21 protein-coding genes and 1 pseudogene are annotated in these 23,716 nt (G+C 41.6%); 6 read left to right on the forward strand and 16 right to left on the reverse strand.

Going from position 1 to position 23,716, the window contains the following annotated elements; genetic code table 11:
• Positions 1–35: 35 nt before the first annotated feature.
• The 10 genes from A3K91_RS10910 to A3K91_RS10950 form a co-directional block, all read right to left on the reverse strand.
• Entirely contained in the window at positions 36–1,028 is a 993-nt protein-coding gene (locus A3K91_RS10910) for a TatD family hydrolase (protein WP_416231969.1), read from the reverse strand.
• A gap of 191 nt (positions 1,029–1,219) precedes the next feature.
• Positions 1,220–1,375 carry a hypothetical protein gene (locus tag A3K91_RS14085; RefSeq protein WP_157769656.1) on the reverse strand — a complete coding sequence of 52 codons (156 nt, stop codon included), beginning with the start codon at positions 1,373–1,375 and terminating at the stop codon, positions 1,220–1,222.
• Between the two features lie 251 nt (positions 1,376–1,626).
• On the reverse strand, positions 1,627–3,876 hold the full coding sequence (gene gspD / locus A3K91_RS10915; RefSeq protein ID WP_062845990.1) for a type II secretion system secretin GspD: 2,250 nt from the start codon (positions 3,874–3,876) through the stop codon (positions 1,627–1,629).
• Positions 3,877–4,019: 143 nt separating this feature from the next.
• Positions 4,020–4,916 carry a type II secretion system protein N gene (locus A3K91_RS10920; RefSeq protein ID WP_062845287.1) on the reverse strand — a complete coding sequence of 299 codons (897 nt, stop codon included), beginning with the start codon at positions 4,914–4,916 and terminating at the stop codon, positions 4,020–4,022.
• Positions 4,917–5,741: a type II secretion system protein N gene (gene gspN / locus A3K91_RS10925; protein ID WP_062845288.1), complete on the reverse strand. Its 825-nt coding sequence runs from the start codon at positions 5,739–5,741 to the stop codon at positions 4,917–4,919.
• A gap of 242 nt (positions 5,742–5,983) precedes the next feature.
• Positions 5,984–6,307 (reverse strand): H-NS histone family protein, encoded by a 324-nt coding sequence (locus tag A3K91_RS10930; RefSeq protein ID WP_062845289.1) that lies wholly within the window; start codon positions 6,305–6,307, stop codon positions 5,984–5,986.
• 460 nt (positions 6,308–6,767) lie between these two features.
• Positions 6,768–7,355, reverse strand: coding sequence for a hypothetical protein (locus tag A3K91_RS10935; protein WP_062845290.1), 588 nt, complete (start codon positions 7,353–7,355; stop codon positions 6,768–6,770).
• A 661-nt stretch (positions 7,356–8,016) separates the two neighbouring features.
• A complete protein-coding gene (gene ssb / locus A3K91_RS10940) occupies positions 8,017–8,637 on the reverse strand; it encodes a single-stranded DNA-binding protein (RefSeq protein WP_062845291.1) in 621 nt (206 codons plus the stop codon).
• Positions 8,638–8,902: 265 nt separating this feature from the next.
• Positions 8,903–9,544, reverse strand: coding sequence for a DUF3833 domain-containing protein (locus A3K91_RS10945; RefSeq protein WP_084387339.1), 642 nt, complete (start codon positions 9,542–9,544; stop codon positions 8,903–8,905).
• A gap of 141 nt (positions 9,545–9,685) precedes the next feature.
• Positions 9,686–11,050 (reverse strand): MFS transporter, encoded by a 1,365-nt coding sequence (locus tag A3K91_RS10950; protein WP_062845292.1) that lies wholly within the window; start codon positions 11,048–11,050, stop codon positions 9,686–9,688.
• 534 nt (positions 11,051–11,584) lie between these two features.
• Here A3K91_RS10950 and uvrA point away from each other — a divergent pair.
• On the forward strand, positions 11,585–14,491 hold the full coding sequence (gene uvrA / locus A3K91_RS10955; protein WP_062845293.1) for an excinuclease ABC subunit UvrA: 2,907 nt from the start codon (positions 11,585–11,587) through the stop codon (positions 14,489–14,491).
• 118 nt (positions 14,492–14,609) lie between these two features.
• Here uvrA and A3K91_RS10960 read toward each other — a convergent pair whose 3' ends face one another.
• Complete coding sequence (locus tag A3K91_RS10960; RefSeq protein ID WP_062845294.1) at positions 14,610–15,239, reverse strand: LysE family translocator; 630 nt, start codon at positions 15,237–15,239, stop codon at positions 14,610–14,612.
• A 148-nt stretch (positions 15,240–15,387) separates the two neighbouring features.
• Here A3K91_RS10960 and A3K91_RS14370 point away from each other — a divergent pair.
• Positions 15,388–15,492 (forward strand): annotated as a pseudogene (locus A3K91_RS14370) (hypothetical protein); the annotation flags it as partial.
• 255 nt (positions 15,493–15,747) lie between these two features.
• Complete coding sequence (locus tag A3K91_RS10965; RefSeq protein ID WP_062845295.1) at positions 15,748–17,442, forward strand: DUF262 domain-containing protein; 1,695 nt, start codon at positions 15,748–15,750, stop codon at positions 17,440–17,442.
• Positions 17,443–17,525: 83 nt separating this feature from the next.
• Here the strand turns inward: A3K91_RS10965 and A3K91_RS10970 are convergent, their stop codons facing one another.
• Complete coding sequence (locus tag A3K91_RS10970; RefSeq protein WP_062845296.1) at positions 17,526–17,807, reverse strand: DUF503 domain-containing protein; 282 nt, start codon at positions 17,805–17,807, stop codon at positions 17,526–17,528.
• Between the two features lie 137 nt (positions 17,808–17,944).
• Here A3K91_RS10970 and A3K91_RS10975 point away from each other — a divergent pair, with 137 nt between their 5' ends.
• Together A3K91_RS10975 and A3K91_RS10980 are read left to right on the forward strand one after the other, a co-directional pair.
• Positions 17,945–18,733 carry a threonine/serine exporter family protein gene (locus A3K91_RS10975; protein ID WP_062845297.1) on the forward strand — a complete coding sequence of 263 codons (789 nt, stop codon included), beginning with the start codon at positions 17,945–17,947 and terminating at the stop codon, positions 18,731–18,733.
• 1 nt (position 18,734) lies between these two features.
• Entirely contained in the window at positions 18,735–19,187 is a 453-nt protein-coding gene (locus A3K91_RS10980; RefSeq protein WP_062845298.1) for a threonine/serine exporter family protein, read from the forward strand.
• Positions 19,188–19,220: 33 nt separating this feature from the next.
• Here the strand turns inward: A3K91_RS10980 and A3K91_RS10985 are convergent, their stop codons facing one another.
• On the reverse strand, positions 19,221–20,288 hold the full coding sequence (locus A3K91_RS10985; protein WP_062845299.1) for an XAC2610-related protein: 1,068 nt from the start codon (positions 20,286–20,288) through the stop codon (positions 19,221–19,223).
• A 56-nt stretch (positions 20,289–20,344) separates the two neighbouring features.
• On the reverse strand, positions 20,345–20,713 hold the full coding sequence (locus A3K91_RS10990) for a hypothetical protein (protein ID WP_228139857.1): 369 nt from the start codon (positions 20,711–20,713) through the stop codon (positions 20,345–20,347).
• A 303-nt stretch (positions 20,714–21,016) separates the two neighbouring features.
• Here A3K91_RS10990 and A3K91_RS10995 point away from each other — a divergent pair, with 303 nt between their 5' ends.
• Positions 21,017–21,226 (forward strand): hypothetical protein, encoded by a 210-nt coding sequence (locus A3K91_RS10995; protein WP_228139858.1) that lies wholly within the window; start codon positions 21,017–21,019, stop codon positions 21,224–21,226.
• A gap of 144 nt (positions 21,227–21,370) precedes the next feature.
• Here A3K91_RS10995 and A3K91_RS11000 read toward each other — a convergent pair whose 3' ends face one another.
• Together A3K91_RS11000 and A3K91_RS11005 are read right to left on the reverse strand one after the other, a co-directional pair.
• Entirely contained in the window at positions 21,371–21,967 is a 597-nt protein-coding gene (locus A3K91_RS11000; RefSeq protein WP_062845301.1) for a GNAT family N-acetyltransferase, read from the reverse strand.
• A gap of 88 nt (positions 21,968–22,055) precedes the next feature.
• Positions 22,056–23,663, reverse strand: a complete 1,608-nt coding sequence (locus tag A3K91_RS11005) for an FAD-dependent oxidoreductase (protein ID WP_062845302.1) — start codon at positions 23,661–23,663, stop codon at positions 22,056–22,058.
• Between the last annotated feature and the right edge of the window lie 53 nt (positions 23,664–23,716).

Consider the following 23,716-nt stretch of genomic DNA (forward strand, 5'->3'; position numbering starts at 1 on the left):
TAACGATTAACGACAACCATTAATAGTACTATCACTCATTTTGGATAATTCCATGTCATTTGTAAAGCTGCACAACTGTTATACCATAACTGCTTAGCAAGCACATCAGATGAAATATCGAGTAACTCACTTAAGCTTTTTAGTACCCATGGTAGGTTACTCGGTACATTTCTATCTTGAATAGGTGCACTACTGTCTTTTTGCTGTAAGCCTTGCTCAAGTGTTGATGAGTCTTTTATCGTTGTCCGGCACATAACAGGTATCATATCTGGACAATCTGTCTCAATCACCAAACACTCAATACCATACTCTTGAACAGCAGCTTGAATTGCTGAGCGCAATTTTTTGGCGTTAGGATTGGTTACCTGTCCCGTCACACCAAGTTTAAAGCCCAGTTTTACAAATGCTTTTGCTTCTTGTACACCGCCACTAAAACTATGGGCGATGCCACCAAATTTATGGGCGTTATAATCATGCGCTTTTAATATCGCCAATGCTTCTGCGTGTGCCTTACGAATGTGCAACATCACTGGTAACTGATGTGCTACTGCGATATCCAATTGCGCTTTAAAAAACCGCTCCTGCTTGGCGAACACCTCTGGCACCTTCATGGCCGCGGTAAACGTATCTAACCCAATCTCCCCAATCGCTATGGGTCGATCTTTAGCAATCATTTTTGCCATATCTTCGAGGTGGGCATCGCTATGCTGCTCAATATAAAAAGGATGCAAGCCCAAAGCAATATAAATATTGGTACTTGCCTCATCTTGACTAACGTCTTGTTGCATAGAGTGCGGTGATAGCGTTTTGATCTGCTCTTTATTATTCGATTGATTACTATAGCGTTGTCTGGTCTTGTACATACGTTCAAAATGCTGATACAAGTAGCCGACCAATATCAAATGCTGGACGCCATTCTTATAAGCTTTTTGTGTGAGCAGCGCCCTATCCTCATCAAACACTGGTGCATCAAAATGTGTATGAGTATCAATTAGTGGATAGAGACTAGATTCATTCATTTTAGACATAGTAGAAAAACCTACAAGAGTCATTCATAGACTCCAAATTTTTATTTTTTAATCGAATACTTCATTATTTATTATCTTTTAGAAACATTAAATAGAAAACTATCTATAAATAATTATTTTATTATCAATAAAATATATTTTTACAAACAAAAACAAATGGCTACCTATTTTTAGCAGTATATCGCAATTATTTAATCGTGTTCGGCAGTTTTTTTATCGTTTTTCTTTTTGGTAAGTTCAATAGAAGGCTTTATACTGGCTTTCTGACTACTACGTCTTGGGATAATTAATAATGCTGTGGCAGCGCCCGCTAACACAACCCATTTTTTGACATTTTTGATTTTCATTACCATGACCTTTATATGCCCATAATAGTCTGTAAATTTTATCTACAACGATTTACACCAAGTATTTAAATGAAATTGTATTTAAATACTATTTAGTATACTAAGATATAAGAATCGCTATGTTTTTCTATGTTATGAATACGCAAGCTAATGTACGGAATATTATGAGTTAAATAAGCCGTACATTTGAGAGATAAAATTAAGACATTGTCATTTTATATACGCGTTATGAAAAACCGTATGGTGCATGCTTATCGATTTAGAGGATAGGTTGTTATACCAGTGCTTGGCGCATCTACTTTGGTAAAACCCTGAGGTGCTGCCCGTGGTGTTTGATCTCGCTTAGGAACAAGGGGGTTCAGTGGCATTAGTTCGTAATCTGCACTGACATCACCATTCCACCCTTCTGTACCACTCAACGGTAATTGTTTGATAGTACCGTTCTTGTCAATGACTAGCTGTAGTACACGCATCTGATTGAACTTGCGTTCTGTAACGCTAGCGACTGCGCCGCCATCACGAAGGATGGTTGGCTGTAAAAATATGATCAAATTGCTTTTTTGAGTGGAATCATTGTCAGAGCGAAATAATCGACCAATGACTGGTACATTACCCAAACCCGGTACTTTTTGTTGACGCGTGGTGGTGTTATCGCGCATAAGTCCCCCTAGCGCAATGGTCTGTTGATCATCGGCTAAGATGGTCGTATTGATAAGGCTTTTATTGGTAATTAAGCCGCTAGCATTGCCTGTGCTGCCTGGTACAACTGATGACACTTCTTGTGAGACTTCCAACCGTACCGTGCCATTATCCCCAATATGGGGAATAACGTTCAGATTAATACCAATGTCTTGGCGATCGATGGTCTGGAAGGGGTTATTTGAGTTATTGCCGCTGGTAGTGAAAGAACCTGTCACAAACGGCACGTTTTGACCAACTAGAATACTGGCCTTTTCATTATCTAATGTCAGAATAGACGGCATAGACAGCAGATTTGCACTGGTAGAGGAATCAAGCGCTTGCAAGATAGCCCCATAAAACTGGGTATTTCCTCGACTGTCTTTGCTACTATCGCCAATACCAATCAGAGCACCTGCTATCGAACCTGCTGCTGCACTGATACTGGCTGATCCACCACCAGATAAAGCGGCAGCGGCAAGCGAAGCGGCACTTGCGCCCACATTGTTAAAGTTAACCACACCATAGCCACTATTGGCGTTGCCAAGTGCCCACTGTACCCCAAGCTGGGTCGCATCATCACCAGACACTTCTACGATAGCGGCTTGAATTAAGACTTGCGCACGGCGATTGTCTAGCTGATTAACGGCGTCTTCGATTTCAAACATAAGCTCAGGTGCGGCATTGACGATGACCGCATTTTGAGTTTCATCCGCGATGATACTAAAGGGTCGACCACCCACATCCGAACCACTGCCTCCACTTGAACTTGGGCTAGCAGCGATTGAACTGGCGGCACTGGTATTGATACCACCCGTCTCGCCAGTTAATGCAGCGCCTGTACTAGGCGTATCATTCAATGATGCTGATTCTAATGAAGAAGTTGCCCCAGCGCTATTGATGGATTGATTAGCAAGTAACCCACGTAGCATTTCTGCAATATGAGACGCACTGGCATACTTTAATCGAAAAACACGCAAACCACTCAAACGCCTTGATGGCGTGGTATCCAACTGATTGACCATTTCTTGTACTTTGGCAATCATCTCAGGACTGCCCTTAACCAACAGTCGGTCACTCGACGCATCAGCAATAACCTTAAGCTGGTTGCTACTGCCTTGTGCTTGCCCACCGCCGGTTGTCATCACTAGCGAGCTGATTAAGTCCATCATGCGTTCGGCATCGACATGGCGTAACGGTATCACGTGCAAACTGTCATTGACGTTGCTGTCTAAATCGCGAATAAGCGCTGTTAATTGGTTGAGACTGTCAGCACGATCAGACAAGACCAAAGCATTGACTCCCGGTACAGCAGCCGCATGGGCAGATTGTGGCATTAATGGTCGAATAACACCCAGCACTTCTGCTGCTTGGGTGTTGGTCAAATAAATAACGCGCGTTGCTAGCGTCTCGCCGACACTATTACCACGCAAATCCACGGCCACGCCAGATTGTTTGGCAACATTGTCTGGCACCAATTTGATGGTCGTACCCGAATCAATTGCCGCTACCCCATTGACTTGCATCACACTCAAAAACAGCTGATAAATCTCATCACGTGATAAGGCTTTGTTAGAGATCACTGTCACATTACCATTGATACGGGGATCAAGAACAAAGTTCTGGTCAGTGATGGTCGCGACTTCATTGATAAAAGCTTTGATATCAGCATCTTGTAAGTTGACCTTCCAGCTTTCAGCACTTGCAAGACCAGTACTAGCAGCCCATAGTGGCACTGCAATGCAAAGTGGACGACACAGGCGCATCAAACGCTGTAATACATGGTGCAAAGGCGTGACTGAAAAATTACGAGAACTTACCATATTCATGTTTACCCAAAATGATGTCGCTTAGGATGTACTAACCTTATTGTGTGCTAAAAGTGATCCATTAGCAGGTGGCTTACAATAGCACTAATCAAAGTCTTGTTTCTTTTAAATAGGATACTTAATATCATAGCATTTCTCTAAAACTGCTGACGAATCGTAATCACTTGCTCACCGCGGCGCACTTCTATTTGCGCCTCGCCCGATTGCTGTATCTGTTGGAGCACACCAGCATCCTGTGCAGGATTGTTACCCACACTCTGACCATTGACCGTCAATACCTGATCGCCCGGCTCAAGGCCTAGACGATTACGCAGTTTAGCAGGCATCGCTGCCGTCACTTGATAGCTCTCACCAGATGCCATGACACCCATTCTGCTCAGATAACTGGCAGGATTATCCTGTAATGCCGTAACGGCTTCTTCTATCGCAGATTGCGGACTGGTTGTCTCACCCGTTTCGGGGGCTTCAGGCGTCATATTTTCCGTAGACTGAGGCGTGGTAGGCAGCATGTTATTATTTGGCAAACGCTGATTGCTAATGCCGCCTGCTATCATATCGCTTTGGTCTAATGGCATGGCTTCTGGCATCTGAATGACGGTTTGTTTTTCATTTGCATCGGCAATGACAATCTCATTCCAGTCGACTGCAATTAAAGTATAGCCACTGTCTTTTAAGCGATCGCCAATGCGATAGTTTTTTACTTCACCGTTAACATCCAGCATGGCTGAAGATAGGCTCTCCGGTATGGCCAGTAATACGCCTTTCAGACCAATATTGGGTGGTGGCTGTACGGCAGCAGCAATGGGATCAGGCTCAGCGAAAATAGCGAATACACTACCAGAATCAGTGTTGGCACTAGACGTGTTTTGCAAAGTCGCTAACGGCAATGAAGGCGCTAATGGTGGCGCTAATAATAACCACAATAATCGCGCGGCTGTCCAGCACAACCAAGCGATGGTCAATAATAGCAACCAACCTGAGAAGCGATTGAGCATTTTAATAACAGGCTTGAAGTTCGCAGACACATTCATCATTTATGGCATCCCCAGTCCAGCCGATAGTGGCTGACGTACGCTGACGACTGGTGTATCTTGCGGTGCTTGTCCCTTATACTCAGGCATATTTTCTAATAGACGCTGGGTCAAGCTGACATCTAACATCATATCGCCATCAACATATAAGTCACCCAAACGCTTATCTTGGTTGTTGAGCAAATTGATATGCAGCAGGTTCTGATTGTTTTTCTGCTCGGCACTCAGCTCAGCTCGCATCACTGGCATGGTAATATAAAAAATCTTACCGCCGCTCGGATAGCCAACTTCACCACCAACCCACGTCAACTGACCGTCCGCTTGAGTAAATCCAGCTGGCGCCTTATTAGACTCATTGTCTGTTGCACTTGAGCCAGACTGACGTTGCAATGATACGTTGTTGACTTGAATGGGTGTATTGGGCAGCTGCCAATCAACCACACTGGCTAGCGTTTCAGGGGCAATTTTACCGCTCATATTATCAACTTGCCACGAGTTGACCCCTACTTTTACTTGTCCGTTTAAGCGGGTTTGGTCTGCTTGAATATCAACCTCAGCACCTAACTTGCCCAATAATAGATGCCACGGCTGCCATGACCATTTTGCCGTCCCTGTGAGTGGTATCGCTGACACAGGTATTTGCCAAATAACTGAGCCTTGCCATAAGTTACCAGACACGTGCTGCACATAAGGCGTATCAGGCGCGTACTTCTCTAGTAGCCACGATGCTGGCATCTGCAAGATAGCAAATAGTGCAAACAATATAATCCCAACCAGCCACCATAACTTGCGAGGACGCTTATGAGACGATGCAGAAACTTGGGGCACAGTGGCATAACTCTTCTATGAGACGAAAACGTCATTATCATAACAAACAATGGCATACAGATGACAGAAAAAAAGCCAGTATCTTTTTTGCCAAAATACTGGCTAAAAAGATACTGGCTTCGTCTATTATAAACGCTATCACTGCGTACAATAAAACTTACTGGTTACACCTAAGCTGTGTCCATTGATTTTATAGATAAGGTAGCCTATGACTACCTAAGTGATGGCATCAATATTATCTATTACACTGCAAAATCTTCAAGATCACGACCTGCCGTTAATGCTTCAACCAACCAAGTTGGCTTACGACCACGTCCTGTCCAAGTCTCTTCATTGTTATCTGCGTTACGATATTTGATACTGCGCTTTTTCTCTAGCTTTTCGCCCGCTTTCAAAATCTCTTCGATAGTCGCATTGCTGTCTTCTGAAATTTTCTCGAACTGCATATAAGCATCATACAAACGCTGATGTTGCTTTTTGGCAATAAGTTGCTGAGCGTTTTCTGTGATGGCGCGTAGCTCATCTACATTTAGGTTGTCCAAGTCGATTACGTTATTCTTGCTCATAATAAATCCAACTGTAAAATGAAATAAAGATCAACTTAATAGATATATTAATCGCTATTAAGCACTGATAAATAATTATTCATTCATCTCTAAAAGAATGAATAAACCACTAAAATATTAAATATATAAAATTATTAATTATCATTTTTATGATGGTCGTCAATATAAACAAAAACTTATCATAAATCAATAGCGCACTATTATGACCACATAACAAAAAAATTAAAAAGCAAACATAAGTAAATAAAATAATTTTTATAAATCAGTGTTTGGCAAGCATAATTTTTCTCTAATTTTAAATAGTTTATTTATGATAAAATAAACATAAATCTATAAAAAATCTCTAGCTGACTTAAGAGATTTAATCCTTATATTTAACTATAAAGTACTTTTATCTATTTTTGGCGATCACTAGATCCATTAGAAGTACTATAGAGCTGAGATTGAAATAGCCCCAATACTATTGCTCAATTCGCTTTATAAAACTGGTCATACCAAGCGATAGATCGCCATGACTTTTACGTTGTATCTCTTGTGCCAAAATCAACAGTTGTGAGTTATTGACACATTGCTCTAGCAAGAGTAAATAGCCCCAAGCCTCTGCCGCAGATGCATTTCTTTCTATATAAACTGCCAAATCTGACTTTATGTTTTCATATCTTGCCGCAGATAACTTAGTTTTAAAAATATTGCCAATTGCTTTCATTCTTTTGGGAGATTTATTATTGAAAGCACGATCAACAGCTGACTCAATACTGATATCAGAGGACTGGTTTATTGGTTGGGTTTGAGTATTTATCGAGGTACTGTTGGCACTGACGATCTCAATATACTCAAGCTCTAAAAGCAATTCGAGTAACGATGTTATGCCGCCAAAACTTGCAAACATCTTGCTCTGGTTTAGTGCATAAAGATAGCTTTGATAATCTCTTTTACCATCAATCATGATGAGTAATGTTCTTGCTTCTCGTGGTAATATACCCAGACCTTGAGACTTTACTTCATCTCTTCCTAAATCCGTTTTCACAAACACATCACTACTATTCATGCTTTATCCCTGCCAATAACGATAAAGAGAGTATCGCTTTATCGTAAACCTCTCACCCAATAAATTTTACGTTTTAGCACTAAATGGTAAAACAGTAGGTTTTCATTACCCCTAAAAAACACTTTTATAAAAATATTTATCTTTATATTTTCTAATCTCTTCATTTACAAGGATTATATCAACCACTTTTAATAAACTACTAGCATTAATTGAAACCAATGGAATAGACGGTTGATATAGCGTATGAAAGGTACTTTTTATAAATTTCAAGACAAAATTTATTAAAAAATACCAATGCAATATTTGTCATTTTTCTTATATAAATACTTATTATCTTTTAGTGATATTAAATAATCTGTAAATATGTATGAACATATACTTATAAGAGAAAACGGTTATCTAGATCAAATTAAACAAATGTTCTATAAATTATTAATTCTAAAGAAATATATAAACTTATTTCTCTCTATATTATTCCTATATAAATTTTATTAATTACTTAAAATCAAATATTTTCATATTATTTATCATTAGGCATTAAAAAACTCTGCAATAGCAGAGTCTTTTTTTTCTAAGCAAGTCGTATTAAAAAAAATAGCTCAAAGATATTACTATCAATGAGCTACAGAATTATAAATACAACATCTTGTCATTGTATAAATCAAAAGGGGATGTCATCGTCTACAGGACCATCCGGCATGGCAGTAGGCTTCGACTGTGCGGGACGTTGTTGAGTCGGTTGGTTAAACTGGTTTTGCTGAGCAGGCGCATTTTGGTTATTAAAGCTATTCTGGCCACCTTGGCTCGCCCCAACTGCTTGATTATAGCCGCCTTGCTGATTATTGGCTTGTTGACCAAAGTTATTTTGATTACTTTGGCCGCCTTGATTGCCATAACCACCTTGCCCTTGGTTCTGACCACCAAAATTACTGCTGTCTTGACCGCCACTCTGACCATCTAACATTTGCATTTGCTCAGCACGAATCTCTGTAATATAACGATCTTGACCATTTGGATCTTGATATTTACGAGTACGCAAACTGCCTTCGATATAGACTTTACTACCTTTACGCAAATACTGTGCAGCGATTTCGCCCAGACGATTAAATAGTGAGATACGATGCCATTCTGTCGCTTCTCTTTTTTCGCCGCTTTGCTTGTCTGTCCATTGCTCTGACGTCGCAACCGAAATATTGGTTACGCTACCGCCATTACTAAATTGACGTGCCTCAGGATCTGCTCCAAGGTTACCGATGATGATAACTTTATTAACTCCGCGCATGATACCGTCCTTTTATTTATGAATAATTTACTCAAATATTATTTAATAGAACCCGTAAATTCTATCAATGATATGACGTTACTTTAACCAATTTTTGTTCAAATATCTACAGACCATCAGCTGGAGACGACAATGTATGTCGCTTAGATATGTATATCATTATATTTAAAGGCTAAAAAATGAGAGTGCCACTATTTTGCCATTTTAAGCGATTAATGAACACCATCAACCTTTATCATTTCTAAGTAAAATCCTAATTATTACGTTATTTTGTGTCAGGATCTTTGCGGTGCATGCTTAGAGTCACACTGCCCAACTCTACCCCAAATTTTTTCATCACTGAGCGATTGAGCATGACACCGTCATTGATAAGATACATCCAATCGTCAAAATCGACTTGGTAGGTTTTGTCCTCAACAGGCAAAGCCAATACGTAATTCCAATGCAAGGTATTACCGACTACTTCTCCTGTTGCTTCGCCGATGACATCTCCTGCTGTCCCAACCCAGACGCCATTACTTTGCTCAGTCAATCGCCATATACGCTGCGATTTTGACCCGTCCGCCCACGAGAATTTTTCATCCAAAACGATGACGTTATCTCCTTCGTGAGTCGCATTGATATCGACATAAAACCGTTTTTTGACCTCACCATTACGACCTTGAAACATTCCCCAACCATCAATTTTCCCTGAGAAAAACTCATGCATATCGAGCGTCGGCGTAGTGTTCTGATAGGCTTGAATATTTTGCGTGGCGCAGCCAGAAATCAATAACGTAGCTGATAGCCCACAACCTACTACAATCTTGGTCATTGTGCGAGTGACATTTTTTTTGCCAATCACGTTTTTATTAACCATGTTTCTACCAACCATCGTGCCACTAGAAAGCCTTTTAAACTTACTCATATTAATTCCTTTTAGATAAAGATAAGTATTTAGTGTTTACTGATTGATAATGGCTATCTGTACGGTTATTGTCTATTCAGTTCTACCTATTTATTCTGATTTTTATCAACCTAAAATGGTGCAGCAAAGAGATATGGTATATTAGATATCTAGTGGACTTTGTGCCAAATGCGACAGTGCTTGTCGCGAATCATCGGTCAACTGCGCCTTATCAAGCTTTAAATAAGCGACCTGCTCTTTTGCCATAACCACCAGCTCATCTACCCCTTCTACCGCCAATATCTGGCGTGACCACTCTTGTATATTGATGTTTTTGGGAATCGTCACCGTCGTGCTGGACAAATAAGGTGGTTGAGCAATTGGTATAATCAAAAATAGCGCAGCGCCCATGACAAGTGCCAGTAAGCCCCATGCCACCAAGTTGGGCTGACTGAGTAGCAACCCACCCATCGCACCGCCAACAAACGCGCCTAAAAACTGACTCGATGAATTTAGCCCCATCGCCGTCGCTTTATTGGCAACGGGCGCACGCTTAGAGATCCATGAGGGAATCGTGGCCTCAAGCAAATTAAATCCCATAAAATACAGTAGCAATCCAAAAATAATACCAACACCAATCTGACTACCAAAGGCAAGAAATGCCAAGGCTGCAGTCATTACTGCAATTGCGCTCAAAAATACTTGGCGCATTTTACGTTTTTTTTCGGCAATGATGATAAAAGGAATCGCCACTGCGAAACCAACAAACAAGAGCGGCAAATAAACCATTCCTTGCTGACTCACCGACAAACCCATGACGTCCTTGAGCTGGTGCGGTAGTATGACGAATATCGCGGTCATGGTTAGATGTAGCGCAAAGACACCGATGTGTAAGCGGTTTAAATCGCCTATCTTAAGGACAGTCGCTAACTGCTCACGAATCGACTTGTTGTCTAGATTGTGCTTGAGCACACGCAAAGGCGTGGGAACCATGAGCAACAGCAGCATGGCTAAGACAGCGAAACCTGCGGTCAGCCAAAACAATCCTGAGATACCAAGCGCACCCACTAACAGGGGACCAAAAGCAAAAGCAAGCATAATAGAGGTACCAATGGTCAGACCCATTGTCGCCATTGCTTTGGTACGCATCTCCTCGCGGGTCACATCTGCCAATAATGCCATCAATACAGCAGAGACCGCACCACTACCTGCCAGCGCACGACCAATGATAACCTCATAGATATCTGTCGCATTTGCCGCAATCATACCTCCGACAGCAAATAAGATTAACCCCAAAAATATAATAGGTTTACGTGGAAACTTATCAGCTGCCAGACTCATCGGTATCTGAAAGATTGCCTGTCCTAGACCATAAATACCAACTGCCAAACCAATCAAAAACGGGGTGGCATGCGCATAATTGTTACCGTAGACAGAAAACACGGGTACAATCATAAACAAGCCAATCATCCGCAAGGCAAAAATACCGCCGACCCCGAGGATTGCTCGCTTTTCTACGCTATTCATACTTGCCTCACTGATTGATCATCGCTGGTTTAACACTACTGGCTTTAAATTGCTGGTTTAACACTGGCACTGCTGCTTTATCAAGGCATCACCCTAAAAATCAAGCTCCCTAGTATAAGGTATTCGTCGCCATGTTGCCGAGACTTTTGTCTTTGTACCATACCCAATACAACGCCCACGCTTAGACCTATGCCAAACCATAAACGTAACAAAATAATTTTGTTACCAAGTGCCTTTGGTACGTCATCACACCTTGAATAATGTACCCATCATGACCATAAAGTAAGGCGTCGTAAGCATTATTGCCACATACTGCCTATGACAAATACCCCGATAAAATGACACTGTTTGTTTAAATCTATAACAAACACCTCCTGTTACTTAACCCTTATTTGATTTAAATTCGTTCAGTAAAATTAAAATAAAAACAACCATTCATACTTTTGATTGATCAATGAATGTATTTTCATTGACCCTTTTATATTTTCGACATCTTTTTACATACCATTTTAGCAAATAGGAAACCCATAAACGATGGCACATGACCATATTGCAATACGTGGTGCACGCACCCACAATCTAAAAAATATCGACTTAGACATTCCCCGAGACAAATTTGTGGTAATCACTGGCCTATCTGGATCAGGCAAGTCTTCGCTAGCATTTGATACGCTTTATGCTGAAGGACAACGCCGTTATGTCGAGAGCTTGTCGGCGTATGCGCGCCAGTTTCTCTCGCAAATGGAAAAGCCTGAGGTCGATAGTATCGAAGGTTTATCACCTGCGATTGCGATTGAGCAAAAATCGACCAACCATAACCCACGCTCAACGGTGGGAACCATCACCGAAATTTACGACTATTTGCGTCTGCTTTATGCGCGTATCGGCACGCCATATTGTCCTGAACATGGTGAACCCATGGTCGCACAGTCGGTCACCGAGATGGTCGATCAAGTCATGGCATTGCCTGATGACACCAAGATCATGATCTTGGCACCCGTGATTCGTGAGCGTAAAGGCGAGCATACTGTTTTACTTGAGCAATTGATTGGTCAAGGTTTCGTCCGTGTACGCGTAGATGGTGACGTTTATGATACCGATGAGCTACCAACACTCGATAAAAAGAAAAAACATACCATCGAAGTGGTGGTAGATCGCTTTAAAGTCCGTGATGACTTAGGTAACCGCGTTGCAGAGAGTTTAGAGACAGCGCTACGTTTGGGTCAAGGACTGGTCACGCTGCACTTTATGGATGGCAATCCAAAAGAAGGTGGTGATGACAATCAAGTCATGTCAGCTAAGCACTCATGCCCTATCTGTGACCGAGCAGTGCCTGAGCTTGAGCCACGTATGTTCAGTTTTAACAACCCATACGGAGCGTGTCCAAGCTGTGATGGTCTAGGTAAACGTCAGTATTTTGCTGCCGAAAAACTCATTACTCATCATGAAAAATCGCTTAACCAAGGTGCAATCAATGGTTGGGACAAGCGTCATGCCTATTACTTTGGCTTGCTGTCTACGGTCTGCAATCATTTTAAGATTGACATGGATGCGCCATGGCATGACTTGCCAAAAGTGCAGCAAGACATCCTCATGCATGGCTCTGGTAAAGAAAAACTTACCTTTAACTTTACCGATGAGCGAGGCCGCAAAACCAATAAGACCGTGCCGTTCGAAGGCGTATTGCCTTATCTAGAACGCCGTTACGCCAAAACGCAGAGCAATCTGGTGCGTGATGAGCTGGCCAAATACTTGGCAGATACTACCTGTAATGTCTGTGATGGCGCGCGTTTGAATGAAATCTCGCGCAACGTGCGTGTCGATGACCAAACCATCGCCGAAATCGTTAAATTGTCTATCGGTGACGCTGCGGATTATTATAAAACGCTTAAGATTGGCGGCCATAAAGGTGAAGTCGCTGAGAAAATCTTTAAAGAAATTAATGAGCGTTTAAACTTCCTTGTGAGCGTTGGTCTTGATTATCTGACGCTTGCTCGTTCTGCTGAGACATTATCAGGCGGTGAAGCCCAGCGTATTAGACTTGCTAGCCAAATCGGTGCTGGTCTCATGGGTGTGATGTACGTGCTCGATGAGCCATCTATCGGTTTGCATCAACGTGACAATGATCGTTTGCTAAAAACCTTGACGCGTCTACGTGACTTGGGTAATACCGTACTCGTCGTTGAGCATGATGAAGATGCCATTCGCCAAGCGGATCACGTCATCGATATCGGTATCGGTGCCGGCGTTCATGGTGGTCATGTCATCGCCCAAGGTACGATTGATGATATTATGGCGAATAAAGAATCGCTCACTGGACAATACATGTCTGGTAAGAGACAGATTGAGATTCCAGCTATTCGTCATCAAGCCAAAACCATGGATATGGAAGTTAAAGGTAAGGCCAAAGCCAAAAAAGTACCAATGATGATTGAACTAAAAGGCGCATCCGGCAATAACTTACACGATGTCGACCTGTCCATACCAGTTGGTATCATGACCTGTGTGACAGGCGTATCAGGTTCGGGCAAATCAACGCTCATCAACCGTACTTTGATGCCATTGGCAGCGACGCAGTTAAATAATGCGTCAACGCTGATCGCCGATAAGCATGAGAGCATCAGCGGTCTTGAGCATTTGGACAAAATGGTCGATATCGATCAAAGCCCAATTGGTCGTACACCGCGTTCAAACCCAGCCACCTATACAGGCGTGTTTACTCCTGTGCGTGAAATGTTTGCCCAAACGCAAGAAGCACGCGCTCGTGGTTACAAGCCAGGTCGCTTTAGCTTCAACGTCAAAGGCGGACGCTGTGAGATGTGTCAAGGTGATGGTCTTATCAAGGTTGAAATGCATTTCTTGCCAGACATGTATGTGCCATGTGATACCTGTGAAGGCAAGCGTTATAACCGCGAAACCTTGGAGATTCACTATAAAGGCAAAAGCATTGCCGATGTACTTGATATGACGGTGGAAGATGCGACTGAGTTCTTTTCAGCGATTCCAGCGATTTATCGTCGTCTGCAAGCGCTCATGGATGTCGGTCTTGGTTATATTCGCTTGGGTCAGTCTGCCCCAACTCTATCAGGCGGTGAAGCGCAGCGTGTTAAACTGGCACGTGAGCTTGCCAAACGCGATACCGGACAGACGCTCTATATCTTGGATGAGCCAACCACGGGCTTGCATTTCCATGATATTTATAAGCTGCTCCATATCCTGCATACCCTACGCGACAAAGGTAATACCATCGTGGTCATCGAGCATAATCTCGATGTCATCAAAACGGCCGACTGGGTGATTGATCTTGGCCCTGAAGGCGGTAAAGGTGGCGGACTCATCATCGCTGAAGGCACGCCTGAGGAAGTGGCGGAAGTGAAAGGTTCATATACGGGTGAGTTTTTAAAACCGATGCTTGAGCAAGGGTTAAAAGACGTAAGCTAAGACAGATTAATGAGTTATTGATAAAAGGCTACTCTTTCGGGAGTGGCCTTTTTTTATTGCGGAGAATCAAAGGCATCTGTTGAGCGTCGCTCGCTTTATCTCATACTATATGGTAAATCTAACCCTTCGCGATCAACCATGTGCCAGCCAACCCCATAAATGAAGACCCTACTCGGTTAAATTTCTGACGGGCTTTAGGGCTTTTTAGACGTTTTTGCGCGTAACTCGCCATAAAGGCATACATCATCATCGCAATAATGGCACAGCTAAAAATAACCAGACATAGAATTGTAATATCTACTCCTGTAAGACTGGTTACTGGAAAAAAGCTGGGTAATAAGCTTATGTAGAATAAAATAACTTTTGGATTGCTAATGGAAACCAAAAAGCCTGACATCACACTTTTTAAACCCTCATTTTTATTCTTTAACGCTATATCCCCAGTGATAATTTCACTTGGCACCGTCGTCCACATCTTGTATGCCAAGTAGAATAAATAACCTGCACCTACAAACTTAACAATAGTAAACAGTGTATTGAAATTGCTTGCTAATGCACTCAGTCCATAAGCGGAGAACACCATATAAATAGTGTCCCCTGCGGCAAGGCCAATGATTAAAGGCAGCGCCGCCCAAGAGCCTTGTGTCATGGCTTTGGCAATAGTGGCAAAGACACCAGGACCCGGCGTCATAATAAATATGAATACAGCAATAATGAAGGTAAATAGCTGGATAGTGGTAATTGTCATGACAGTCCTTTATGTATCTATTAATCCTTAAGTATAATTGATTAAACAAACATATTTCTAGTTAAGCATGATTGTTTTAGAATATTTATAGGTTCAAAATAACTATAAATATCACAATATATCTTTAATTAGATAGTTGATCTTAAGTGGCGGCATGATTATCGCTGAAGGTACGCCTGAGGAAGTAAAAATCTCATATACTGGTGAATTCTTAAAGCCGATGCTTGAGCAAAGGTTAAAAGACGTAAGCTAAGACAAATTAATGAGTTATTGATAAAAGGCTACTCTTTCGGGAGTGGCCTTTTTTTTGTGTCGCTACTATCTGCCGATATATCCGTCACAGTCGAGACTACACCACTTTCAGAGGAAAAGCCCTTTGACTCAAATAAACTCTATATTAAAAACACAAATTTGTATAATCTGTTAGCAGATATAGCTTTTTTAACTCTTAATCAATGTCAATCATAGATAAATACAAAATACTTACTCTAATAAGAAGGTAATCTGAATGGAAGCGTCAACCACAGTAAGGAAAATGTTAGCAGGTAATCATATCTTTGTTCCAGCTTATCAAAGAGCATATTCTTGGGATACAGAGACAGACCAATCTAAGCCCTTTAAGCAAGTTAACACCTTCTTATCTGATTTAGAAGACTACCAAAGAAGTAGTACAGAATCCAAATACTATTTCGGACACTTCCTCTTTGAAGAAAGAACAGAGAGCAAATTTGGTGTAATTGATGGACAACAAAGATTGACAACCATAGTCATATTTTTATCCGCTTTATTTCAAAAGATAAAGTCTATTAGAGATTTAACTGAACAAGAAATAATAATTAAAGAAGACATGATTGTTAGAGGATCATCTATATATAGGTTTGTAACAGTAGATTATGATAAACAGCTCTTCATAGACTGTATTATAAACCAAGAAAAAACCAATAAATATCTACTCGAAACTGAATCAGCCAAACGTATAGTTAAAGCTTTTGAATTCTTCACTTCTTATTTCTCTAATAAAGACGAAACATATTTGTTAGAACTATTAGGTGTTATACAACAAGCATCTTGTACAACTCATCCAGTAAAAGATGAAGCAGAAGCAATCCAAATGTTCATCTTTCAAAATAATAGGGGGAAAAAACCTTCAAGCTTAGAGGTTATAAAAGCACAGTTTATGTTTAACATTCACCTATATGGTAACAGCAATAAAGATAGCTTATTGGAGGAAATTAAAAATAGATTTGAAAAAGTCTATAAATCAATTTCTTTAATTGAGAACTGTATCAAGGAAGACGAAGTATTAATATATACTTTGCGTGTGTATTTTAATTCACTTTGGGAGACAAGCCCGATCGATAGAATTAATAAAGAATTGTCAGAGAAAGACCCTATTCAATTCATAAAACTATTCACCCAGTCTCTTACTAAAAGCTTTGAAGCTTTAACAAGGTTTTTATCGATAGATGAAAAGGATAATACTGAAATTCATTCATTAGTTACTATTGGGCGTATTGGCATTGTCACACCCTTTATAATCAAAGCTTATAATTTTGGCTTACCTATAGAGCACATTAACTCCCTATGCAAAAGCTTCGAATCTATAGTATTACGTCACAGACTCATAGGTACTAGAGCAGATATTACTTCTCGACTAAGTAGCGTTTACCAAAACTTTACCTTAGAAAATACTAATGTTGAGCCTATCATTGGAAGAATAGAATATTTGAAGAATATTGATTCTAGTAATTGGTGGTGGTCTTACTGGAATAATGAACAGCTACTAAATTCAATCCAAGGTAAAATTAACCACTCCACTGCCAAATACATTCTCTGGAAATATGAGCATTACTTAAAGGTTCATGGTAAAAAAGGATATCTTGCTCAACGTTTTGATAACATTGAACAACCTGAGCTAGAGCACATTGCTCCCCAAATTGAAAATCCAGAAACAGGTTATGATAGATATGATGAAGAGTTTCGTACACAATATCTTGACTGTCTAGGTAACTACATACTCCTATCAATGCACCATAACCGCTCAATAGGAAATAAACCGTTTAAAGAAAAACGAGATAGTTATACTTACTTAGAACAACAGTTAGAAATTCGAAGAATGACAACTGACTATGAAGTATGGACAAGACAATTAATCCAACGAAGAAAACAAAAAATCATTGATTTCATAATGTCAGAATTATAATTGAAGAGTCAATTTAGATAGTTCGTTCTACTAAACATTTTCCACAGTATAAAAAAATGTATAGATCGAACTATAGTTACACTTTAAAAAAACTCCCGCTCAACATTCACCACCCGCGCATCCACAATACGCTCTATCTTCTCTTCGATCTCACGACACTGCGACTCGATCTCACGTTTTGACAGTCCGACAATCACAAACGTCCATTCACTGGCATCATGCCGATCACGCTCGCCACTCTCACAGACCGCGACGCTTGGACTACGACCGAAGCGCTCATGCAAGCCACCCATCCGTTGGCGCTTTTCTTTTAGCGAGCCACATCCGGGCAATGAAAACGTCAATGTCAAAATGGCGATATGCATTTTATTCTCCTTGGCAAAACGGTTTACGCGTTATCATAGCAGCCAATATAATATTTGATAATGCCTGATAATATCTGCGCATCAATATTCAGACCCTTTATAATAGCGTATCAATCGCCAACTTGCGTATCTCACCCATGACTTCTATCAGCTACGTCAAGCAGCAGCGTATCACTCGATTATGCGTGCGCTGCGGCTTACTCCTTATGCAGTATGGCGCTGAGTCTGCCGTGGTGGTGGACTTATCCAAACGCTTGGGGCTCGCCTTGGGGATGAACAGCGTCGAATGCTCGCTGAACTTCAACGCTATTACCCTGACGACCATCTGTGATGAGCGCTGTATCACCACCACCAGAGACACGATCAACCAAAGCATCAATGTCAATTTATTGGTACAAATCCAGCAAATCATCAATAAGACAGAAGCCACTGTTGATAATGATAATTTGATTGACCGTACCACGCTTGCATTTGATGAGCTGGATAAAACAGTGTATCCGACATGGTTAGTGAGCATATTTGTGGGCGCATCTTGTGCCGCGTTCGCTTATTTAAATGGCGGTAGTTGGTCGATTACGGCGGTGACCTTTATCGCAGGTATGGTGGCGATGTTCACCCGTATCTATCTGTCCAAGCATCACTTTAACCCTTTTATCACCGTCATTGTGACCGCTTTTATTGCCTCGCTCATTGGCGCGACGACCTATTATTTTGATATTGGTAACAATGCCGATATCGCAGTTGCATCTAGCGTGTTGTTATTGATACCAAGCTTTCCTTTGATCAACTCTTTCTCAGATATTTTAAAAGGCTATGTCAATATTGGCATTGGTCGTGCCGTGTTTACCTATATGCTAACCTTATCAGCGTGCGTTGGTATCGTGATGGCGCTGGTATTAATGCGCATACAGCACTGGGGGTTTTGAGATGTGGTTCATTGAAACGGTGGTGCTCGCCTGCATCATTACGCTTGGCTGGACGCTGATGTTTAGCGTACCCAAACGCTATATTTTGCCGTGTCTGCTCATGACGGCTTTCGGATTTGGACTCAAGACGGCACTTGTCCATCAGTATGTCCACCTTGTGATCGCCAGCTTTTTTGGGGCGATGCTTGCCAGCTTCTTGGGCGTGTATTTTTCTAAGAAGTATACCTTACCGCCCAAAGCACTTATCTCACCCAGTGTCATCTGTATGATGCCCGGTATTGCTGCTTATAAAGCGATGGTCAGTATGGTGCAGATTGGCTATTTTGGTTTTTCGGACGAATTATTTAGTCAGATGATGGTGTATTTGTTTGAGGCATTGTTTGTGACTTCTGGTTTGGTGCTTGGCTTGTCTATTCCTGGACTGTTATTTTATAGACGCCGTGCGATTGTATAGATGCCAGAATGGCTGTCATCTATTCGATTACACTTATCTAATTCTAACATTCTTAAACTGAGCAAGATTGTCCAAGCTACCATGCTGACTTCTAGGCTGCGATTTTAACAAAGTGGTTTTATTAGACTGTTTTACTGTGATGCCTTTTTGGTTGATTTGATAACGCACGGGCTTGTTGATAAAACTAAGCGTTTGCGTTGATGCATCATAGTCGAACCGACCATCATAAAACAGCTCAACTCTACCGCGTTTGTCTGCAAACACATAAAACAGCTGCTTACCGTCAGTATCATTACTATAACTGCTGTCTAGCACCATTTTTTTACCGCTTTCCAAATCAAACCTGTAAACAAAAGAAGACATCTCATTTTCTTCTGAGTGGTCAGTCGGTGGTAGCATTTCATAATTATCGACCACCATTTTGCCATTTACTTTTGTTTTTTCAGTGATAGAAACCAATCCTCTATCGTTATACTTTTCCTCAAGGATATGGACGGCTACGGGCTTATTATCGATCACTTTATACTCTGAATATTGATGCCACGCCGCCCCACTTTTGGTCATGGTACTCAAGGTTTGGCTATCTTCATCAACGTCAAAAAATCCGCAATATCCTTGTGCCAATTCGGTAAAGGCTTCGCTATGAGCGAATGCAGCGCCTTTTTTTAAATACACTTGATAAGAAGGCCCACCGTAGCAGCCATTGCGTCCATCTTTCAGTGCCAAGTCTCTTTGCCCATCAAAGTTAAAATCCTCATAAATCAATACGCTGTGTTCCCCGTACGGGATACTGACAATATTGGCGCTGATTTTTTTACCCAGCTGACGCTCTTGGCCGTTATCTAGCTCATAATCTATGTCGATGTCAGCAGGTTGGCTAATCAAGATTTTTTTGGTCTTGGTATCGATAATATTGATGACACTATTTGCTTCGCTGTCTTCATCGTTTATAGGTTTAATAACGGCATCATAATCATCCGAAAAACCTTGGATTTGATACGTTTGCGCAATGGCAGGACAAATTAAACAAGGTAAAAAAAGACAGGTAACTGGTAAAGCGGATGCCTTGAATAATTTTTTAGGGATAAAAGAGAGAGTCATAGACATCCTTAACAACATAAGAAAATTAAAAAGCGACAGATCACACGAATATATTTTTAATCCTTCAAGGCCCACTCACCATTTACTTTAGACAATTTAAAGCGCGTCTTATCGATTCGGCTAGTACCAGCAATCGTCTGTGTGATATCCGCTGTACACATATAAGTATTCCAGCCTTCTGTCGTATCACAATTGATATTTTCGATACGTTCAAGCTTTGGCATCATGCGCTCCATCATATTGCTCATGGCTATTGCTGTTTTATCATTGCCTGCATTTGCCACAGCCTCACTCACTATCTGATCGCCTTGCTTATATTGAGCGATGATGAGTCCCTCAACGATGCTTTCGGAAGGCGGACTCGAACATGCCGTAGATAGTGGAATCAATAACGCTATCACGGTCAGTTTTTTTACCTGCTTCACGTCACTTTCACTATAGTTATAAAGTTACCTGAACTATATATAATTAACGTTCAAAACCCAATCTAATTTCATGCTATTTATTTGGATTGCAGCCTTGCCCATTTTTTAGTTTGAGGACAGGTTTAAAAACTACTCATGTCGTCGATTCAATTTGAAAGTGTTATGAGACAACCGAGTGCAGAGGTATATGTCATACTTCAAACAAGGTTAATGTCGTAACACTTTTATAGTGGCGTGACTATACTGACAGCGCAATCCTGTTACTGCTATGATACGACTAACAATGACTGTTGAGAGATAATTGTGTGGCAGGTCTACCTTTTTATATTGCCGATTGGTCTTGGCATCATGACGCTGGCGGCAAGCTTGTTATTCTTTTTTGCTTACCTCATGTCTGATGATAATGCCACACGCCTACCAGCGTTTAACTGGTTTAAGCGCTTAATCATCGTGGCATTTATTTTACTGAGTATTGGGTTGCTTATGACTTTTGGTCATTTTTGGGGTCGATAAAGATATAACCCGTTTTATATAAAAAAACACATGACAATGTGCTACTGGGATACATTTTCCTTGCTTGCTTTATCTTCGGCGATAGAGGCTGCGTAAAATATATCCCAGTAATATGTGTCTTTTATAGAACATCAACGATAGGCGCTACTCGCTAACGATTTTTTCTAATTCTAATAACTCTAAATCCTGACGTTTGGGCTCGCCATTATTACCATCATTTGGAAACGGCATCTTACGACCATTAAGCTTGTAGCCACGGCGCTGATAATAAGCCAGTAGCTCAGGACGATGACTCAAAATAGACATGGTAAGACGCGCAGGATTTTTATGCGTCACTTGTATGTCTGACTGCAAATGGCGCTCTGCAAATGTCTCTGCGGCTTGCAATATTTGATGACCAACGCCTTGTCCTTGTAACTCAGGATGGACCGCAAACATACCGATATAGGCGCTTTTTTTCGCGTCAGCATCAACTTTTATATCGACCGCAATACAACCAAGCAATTCCCCTGTTTCCTCTCCGTCCCGATCGCCTATCGTCGTCTTTGGATACACAAAAAGATAATGTTTGGGATTGGCAATGGTGTTTGCCAGCTCATTGGGAGTAATTCGAATGCCACCGATTAAGTCAGCTTCATTGGTCCAGCCTTCTGTTTGCCGATAACAGCGGTTAAGTAGCTGCTCTAATGCCTCACTGTCATCAGCACTGGCCTGCCGTAAAAATACAGATGCTTGATTCATTTCTTATCCTTTTGTTTTTTACTTATTAAAAAAGCTGACCTAAGTTATCAGGCCAGCCTTAATAGTAATACGTATTGTCTGCCAAATACTAGGACAACAAGGCATTCGCTTGCTCGATAATATCGAATCCAGCATTGATTTGTGCGCGCGTGGGCGCATGACCACGGCGAAGCAGCTCAGAGAAAGCAACCAATTCTTTGTCACGCCCAAGTGAGCTTGCTGCACTAGCGCGCGTGTCTTCCCCTTCATCATCGAAATAGTATTCGATGTAATCAAGATCATTCGGTGCGCCGAATAAGATACCCTTGTCTGGCGTTGCCGCATGCCCACTATAGCGTAGGCTTTTGCCATATTGCGCCGTCCAAAAGAAAGGAATGCGATCTTCAAGTGAATCGACAGTCTCATCGTTCAGTATCGCAGCTGCCGTTACCAATCCATGCTGCAATGCCACTCGCCAATGCTCAATACGCATACGTCCCATTTGAGTGGGGGCTTTAGCAATATCCCCTAACGCATAGACACCATCACGCAATTGTAAATGACCATCGACTTGTACGCCATCGGGATCATTGACCGCGTTTAATAGATCAGTACGTGGCGCTACCCCAGTACCTAAAATAACGATATCGGCTGCAAGCGTACTACCATCTGATAACGTGACACCACTGACTGAACCATCCTTATCATCAATCGTCTCAACCCCAGCACCAAATGCGAATTTAACGCCTTTTTCTTCATGCAGATTGATCAAGGCATTACTGACCGCTTCAGAGACAATGTTACCCATAACGCGGCGACTGCGGCCCACAATGGTGACAGAGGCTGCATTACCTGCTTGTATCAATGCCGACGCCGCCTCCATTCCAATAAAGCCTGTTCCTACGATCACCACATGCTTGCCATCACTGTCAGCTTTGATGGTTTTTGCGTCATCCATACTGCGTAGCGTATACACCCCTTCAAGATCAACGCCTGCAAATGACGGTTTTTTTGGCTCAGCGCCTGTTGCCACTACTAAGAAATCTGCCGTTTGGCGCTTGCTAATGCCATTGTTGTCTTTCATGACGATGGTACATTCGTTTGGCATTACTTCGCTCACTACTTGATTGAGACGTAGCTCAATGTTGTTATTACTGGCCCACTCAGTTCCGCCCAGCAATAATTTGTCTTCTCCCATCTGATCTGCCAAAAATGCTTTGGACAATAAAGGACGGTTGTAAGGTGCGGTGTTATCGGCGCTGATGAGTGTGATTTTGCCACCGTAGCCAGTTTTGCGCAGTTGATCCGCCGTCATAAAGCCTGCTCCGCCACCGCCCACAATGATGGTCTGGGTGTCGGTCAGTTGGTCATTTTTTATTTGCTTGTTTATTGCTGATGAGGTGTCTACTATCAGGCTGTCGCCATCCTCTGTCAGCTTATACTGAGTCAAGCCTTCCATTGCCACTGGTTCTAATAGCGTGCCATCGCGACTGTCAAAAGTCCCATGATGCCATGGACAGACCACGCGGTTACCACAGCGTAGACCTTCGCCTAAATCTGCACCTGCATGCGGACATTTACCGTCAAATGCGCTAAACTCGTCCTCGTTATGAGTGATTAAAATGATACTATCGTCATCTTGTTTGTAAGATTTCATCCCACCATTTGGGATGTCAGCCTTACTGATAGTGACGGTCGGAATAGTTGCATTACTCATAGGTTTTCCTTAACGGTTATAGTTATTGTTTGATAAGTGCATGTTAAAGGCAG

Source organism: Psychrobacter alimentarius, from assembly GCF_001606025.1.
GTDB lineage: Bacteria > Pseudomonadota > Gammaproteobacteria > Pseudomonadales > Moraxellaceae > Psychrobacter > Psychrobacter alimentarius.

Coding starts and splice junctions, on each gene's coding strand:
- uvrA (WP_062845293.1), top strand. CDS start 11,585: ATGGCACATGACCATATTGCAATACGTGGTGCACGCACCCACAATCTA.
- A3K91_RS10950 (WP_062845292.1), bottom strand. CDS start 11,050: ATGAATAGCGTAGAAAAGCGAGCAATCCTCGGGGTCGGCGGTATTTTT.
- A3K91_RS10970 (WP_062845296.1), bottom strand. CDS start 17,807: ATGCATATCGCCATTTTGACATTGACGTTTTCATTGCCCGGATGTGGC.
- gspD (WP_062845990.1), bottom strand. CDS start 3,876: ATGGTAAGTTCTCGTAATTTTTCAGTCACGCCTTTGCACCATGTATTA.
- A3K91_RS10935 (WP_062845290.1), bottom strand. CDS start 7,355: ATGAATAGTAGTGATGTGTTTGTGAAAACGGATTTAGGAAGAGATGAA.
- A3K91_RS10960 (WP_062845294.1), bottom strand. CDS start 15,239: ATGACAATTACCACTATCCAGCTATTTACCTTCATTATTGCTGTATTC.
- A3K91_RS10910 (WP_416231969.1), bottom strand. CDS start 1,028: ATGTCTAAAATGAATGAATCTAGTCTCTATCCACTAATTGATACTCAT.
- A3K91_RS10930 (WP_062845289.1), bottom strand. CDS start 6,307: ATGAGCAAGAATAACGTAATCGACTTGGACAACCTAAATGTAGATGAG.
- ssb (WP_062845291.1), bottom strand. CDS start 8,637: ATGCGCGGAGTTAATAAAGTTATCATCATCGGTAACCTTGGAGCAGAT.
- A3K91_RS11005 (WP_062845302.1), bottom strand. CDS start 23,663: ATGAGTAATGCAACTATTCCGACCGTCACTATCAGTAAGGCTGACATC.
- A3K91_RS10965 (WP_062845295.1), top strand. CDS start 15,748: ATGGAAGCGTCAACCACAGTAAGGAAAATGTTAGCAGGTAATCATATC.
- A3K91_RS11000 (WP_062845301.1), bottom strand. CDS start 21,967: ATGAATCAAGCATCTGTATTTTTACGGCAGGCCAGTGCTGATGACAGT.
- A3K91_RS10980 (WP_062845298.1), top strand. CDS start 18,735: ATGTGGTTCATTGAAACGGTGGTGCTCGCCTGCATCATTACGCTTGGC.
- A3K91_RS10945 (WP_084387339.1), bottom strand. CDS start 9,544: ATGAGTAAGTTTAAAAGGCTTTCTAGTGGCACGATGGTTGGTAGAAAC.
- A3K91_RS10920 (WP_062845287.1), bottom strand. CDS start 4,916: ATGATGAATGTGTCTGCGAACTTCAAGCCTGTTATTAAAATGCTCAAT.
- A3K91_RS10985 (WP_062845299.1), bottom strand. CDS start 20,288: ATGACTCTCTCTTTTATCCCTAAAAAATTATTCAAGGCATCCGCTTTA.
- A3K91_RS10975 (WP_062845297.1), top strand. CDS start 17,945: ATGACTTCTATCAGCTACGTCAAGCAGCAGCGTATCACTCGATTATGC.
- A3K91_RS14085 (WP_157769656.1), bottom strand. CDS start 1,375: ATGAAAATCAAAAATGTCAAAAAATGGGTTGTGTTAGCGGGCGCTGCC.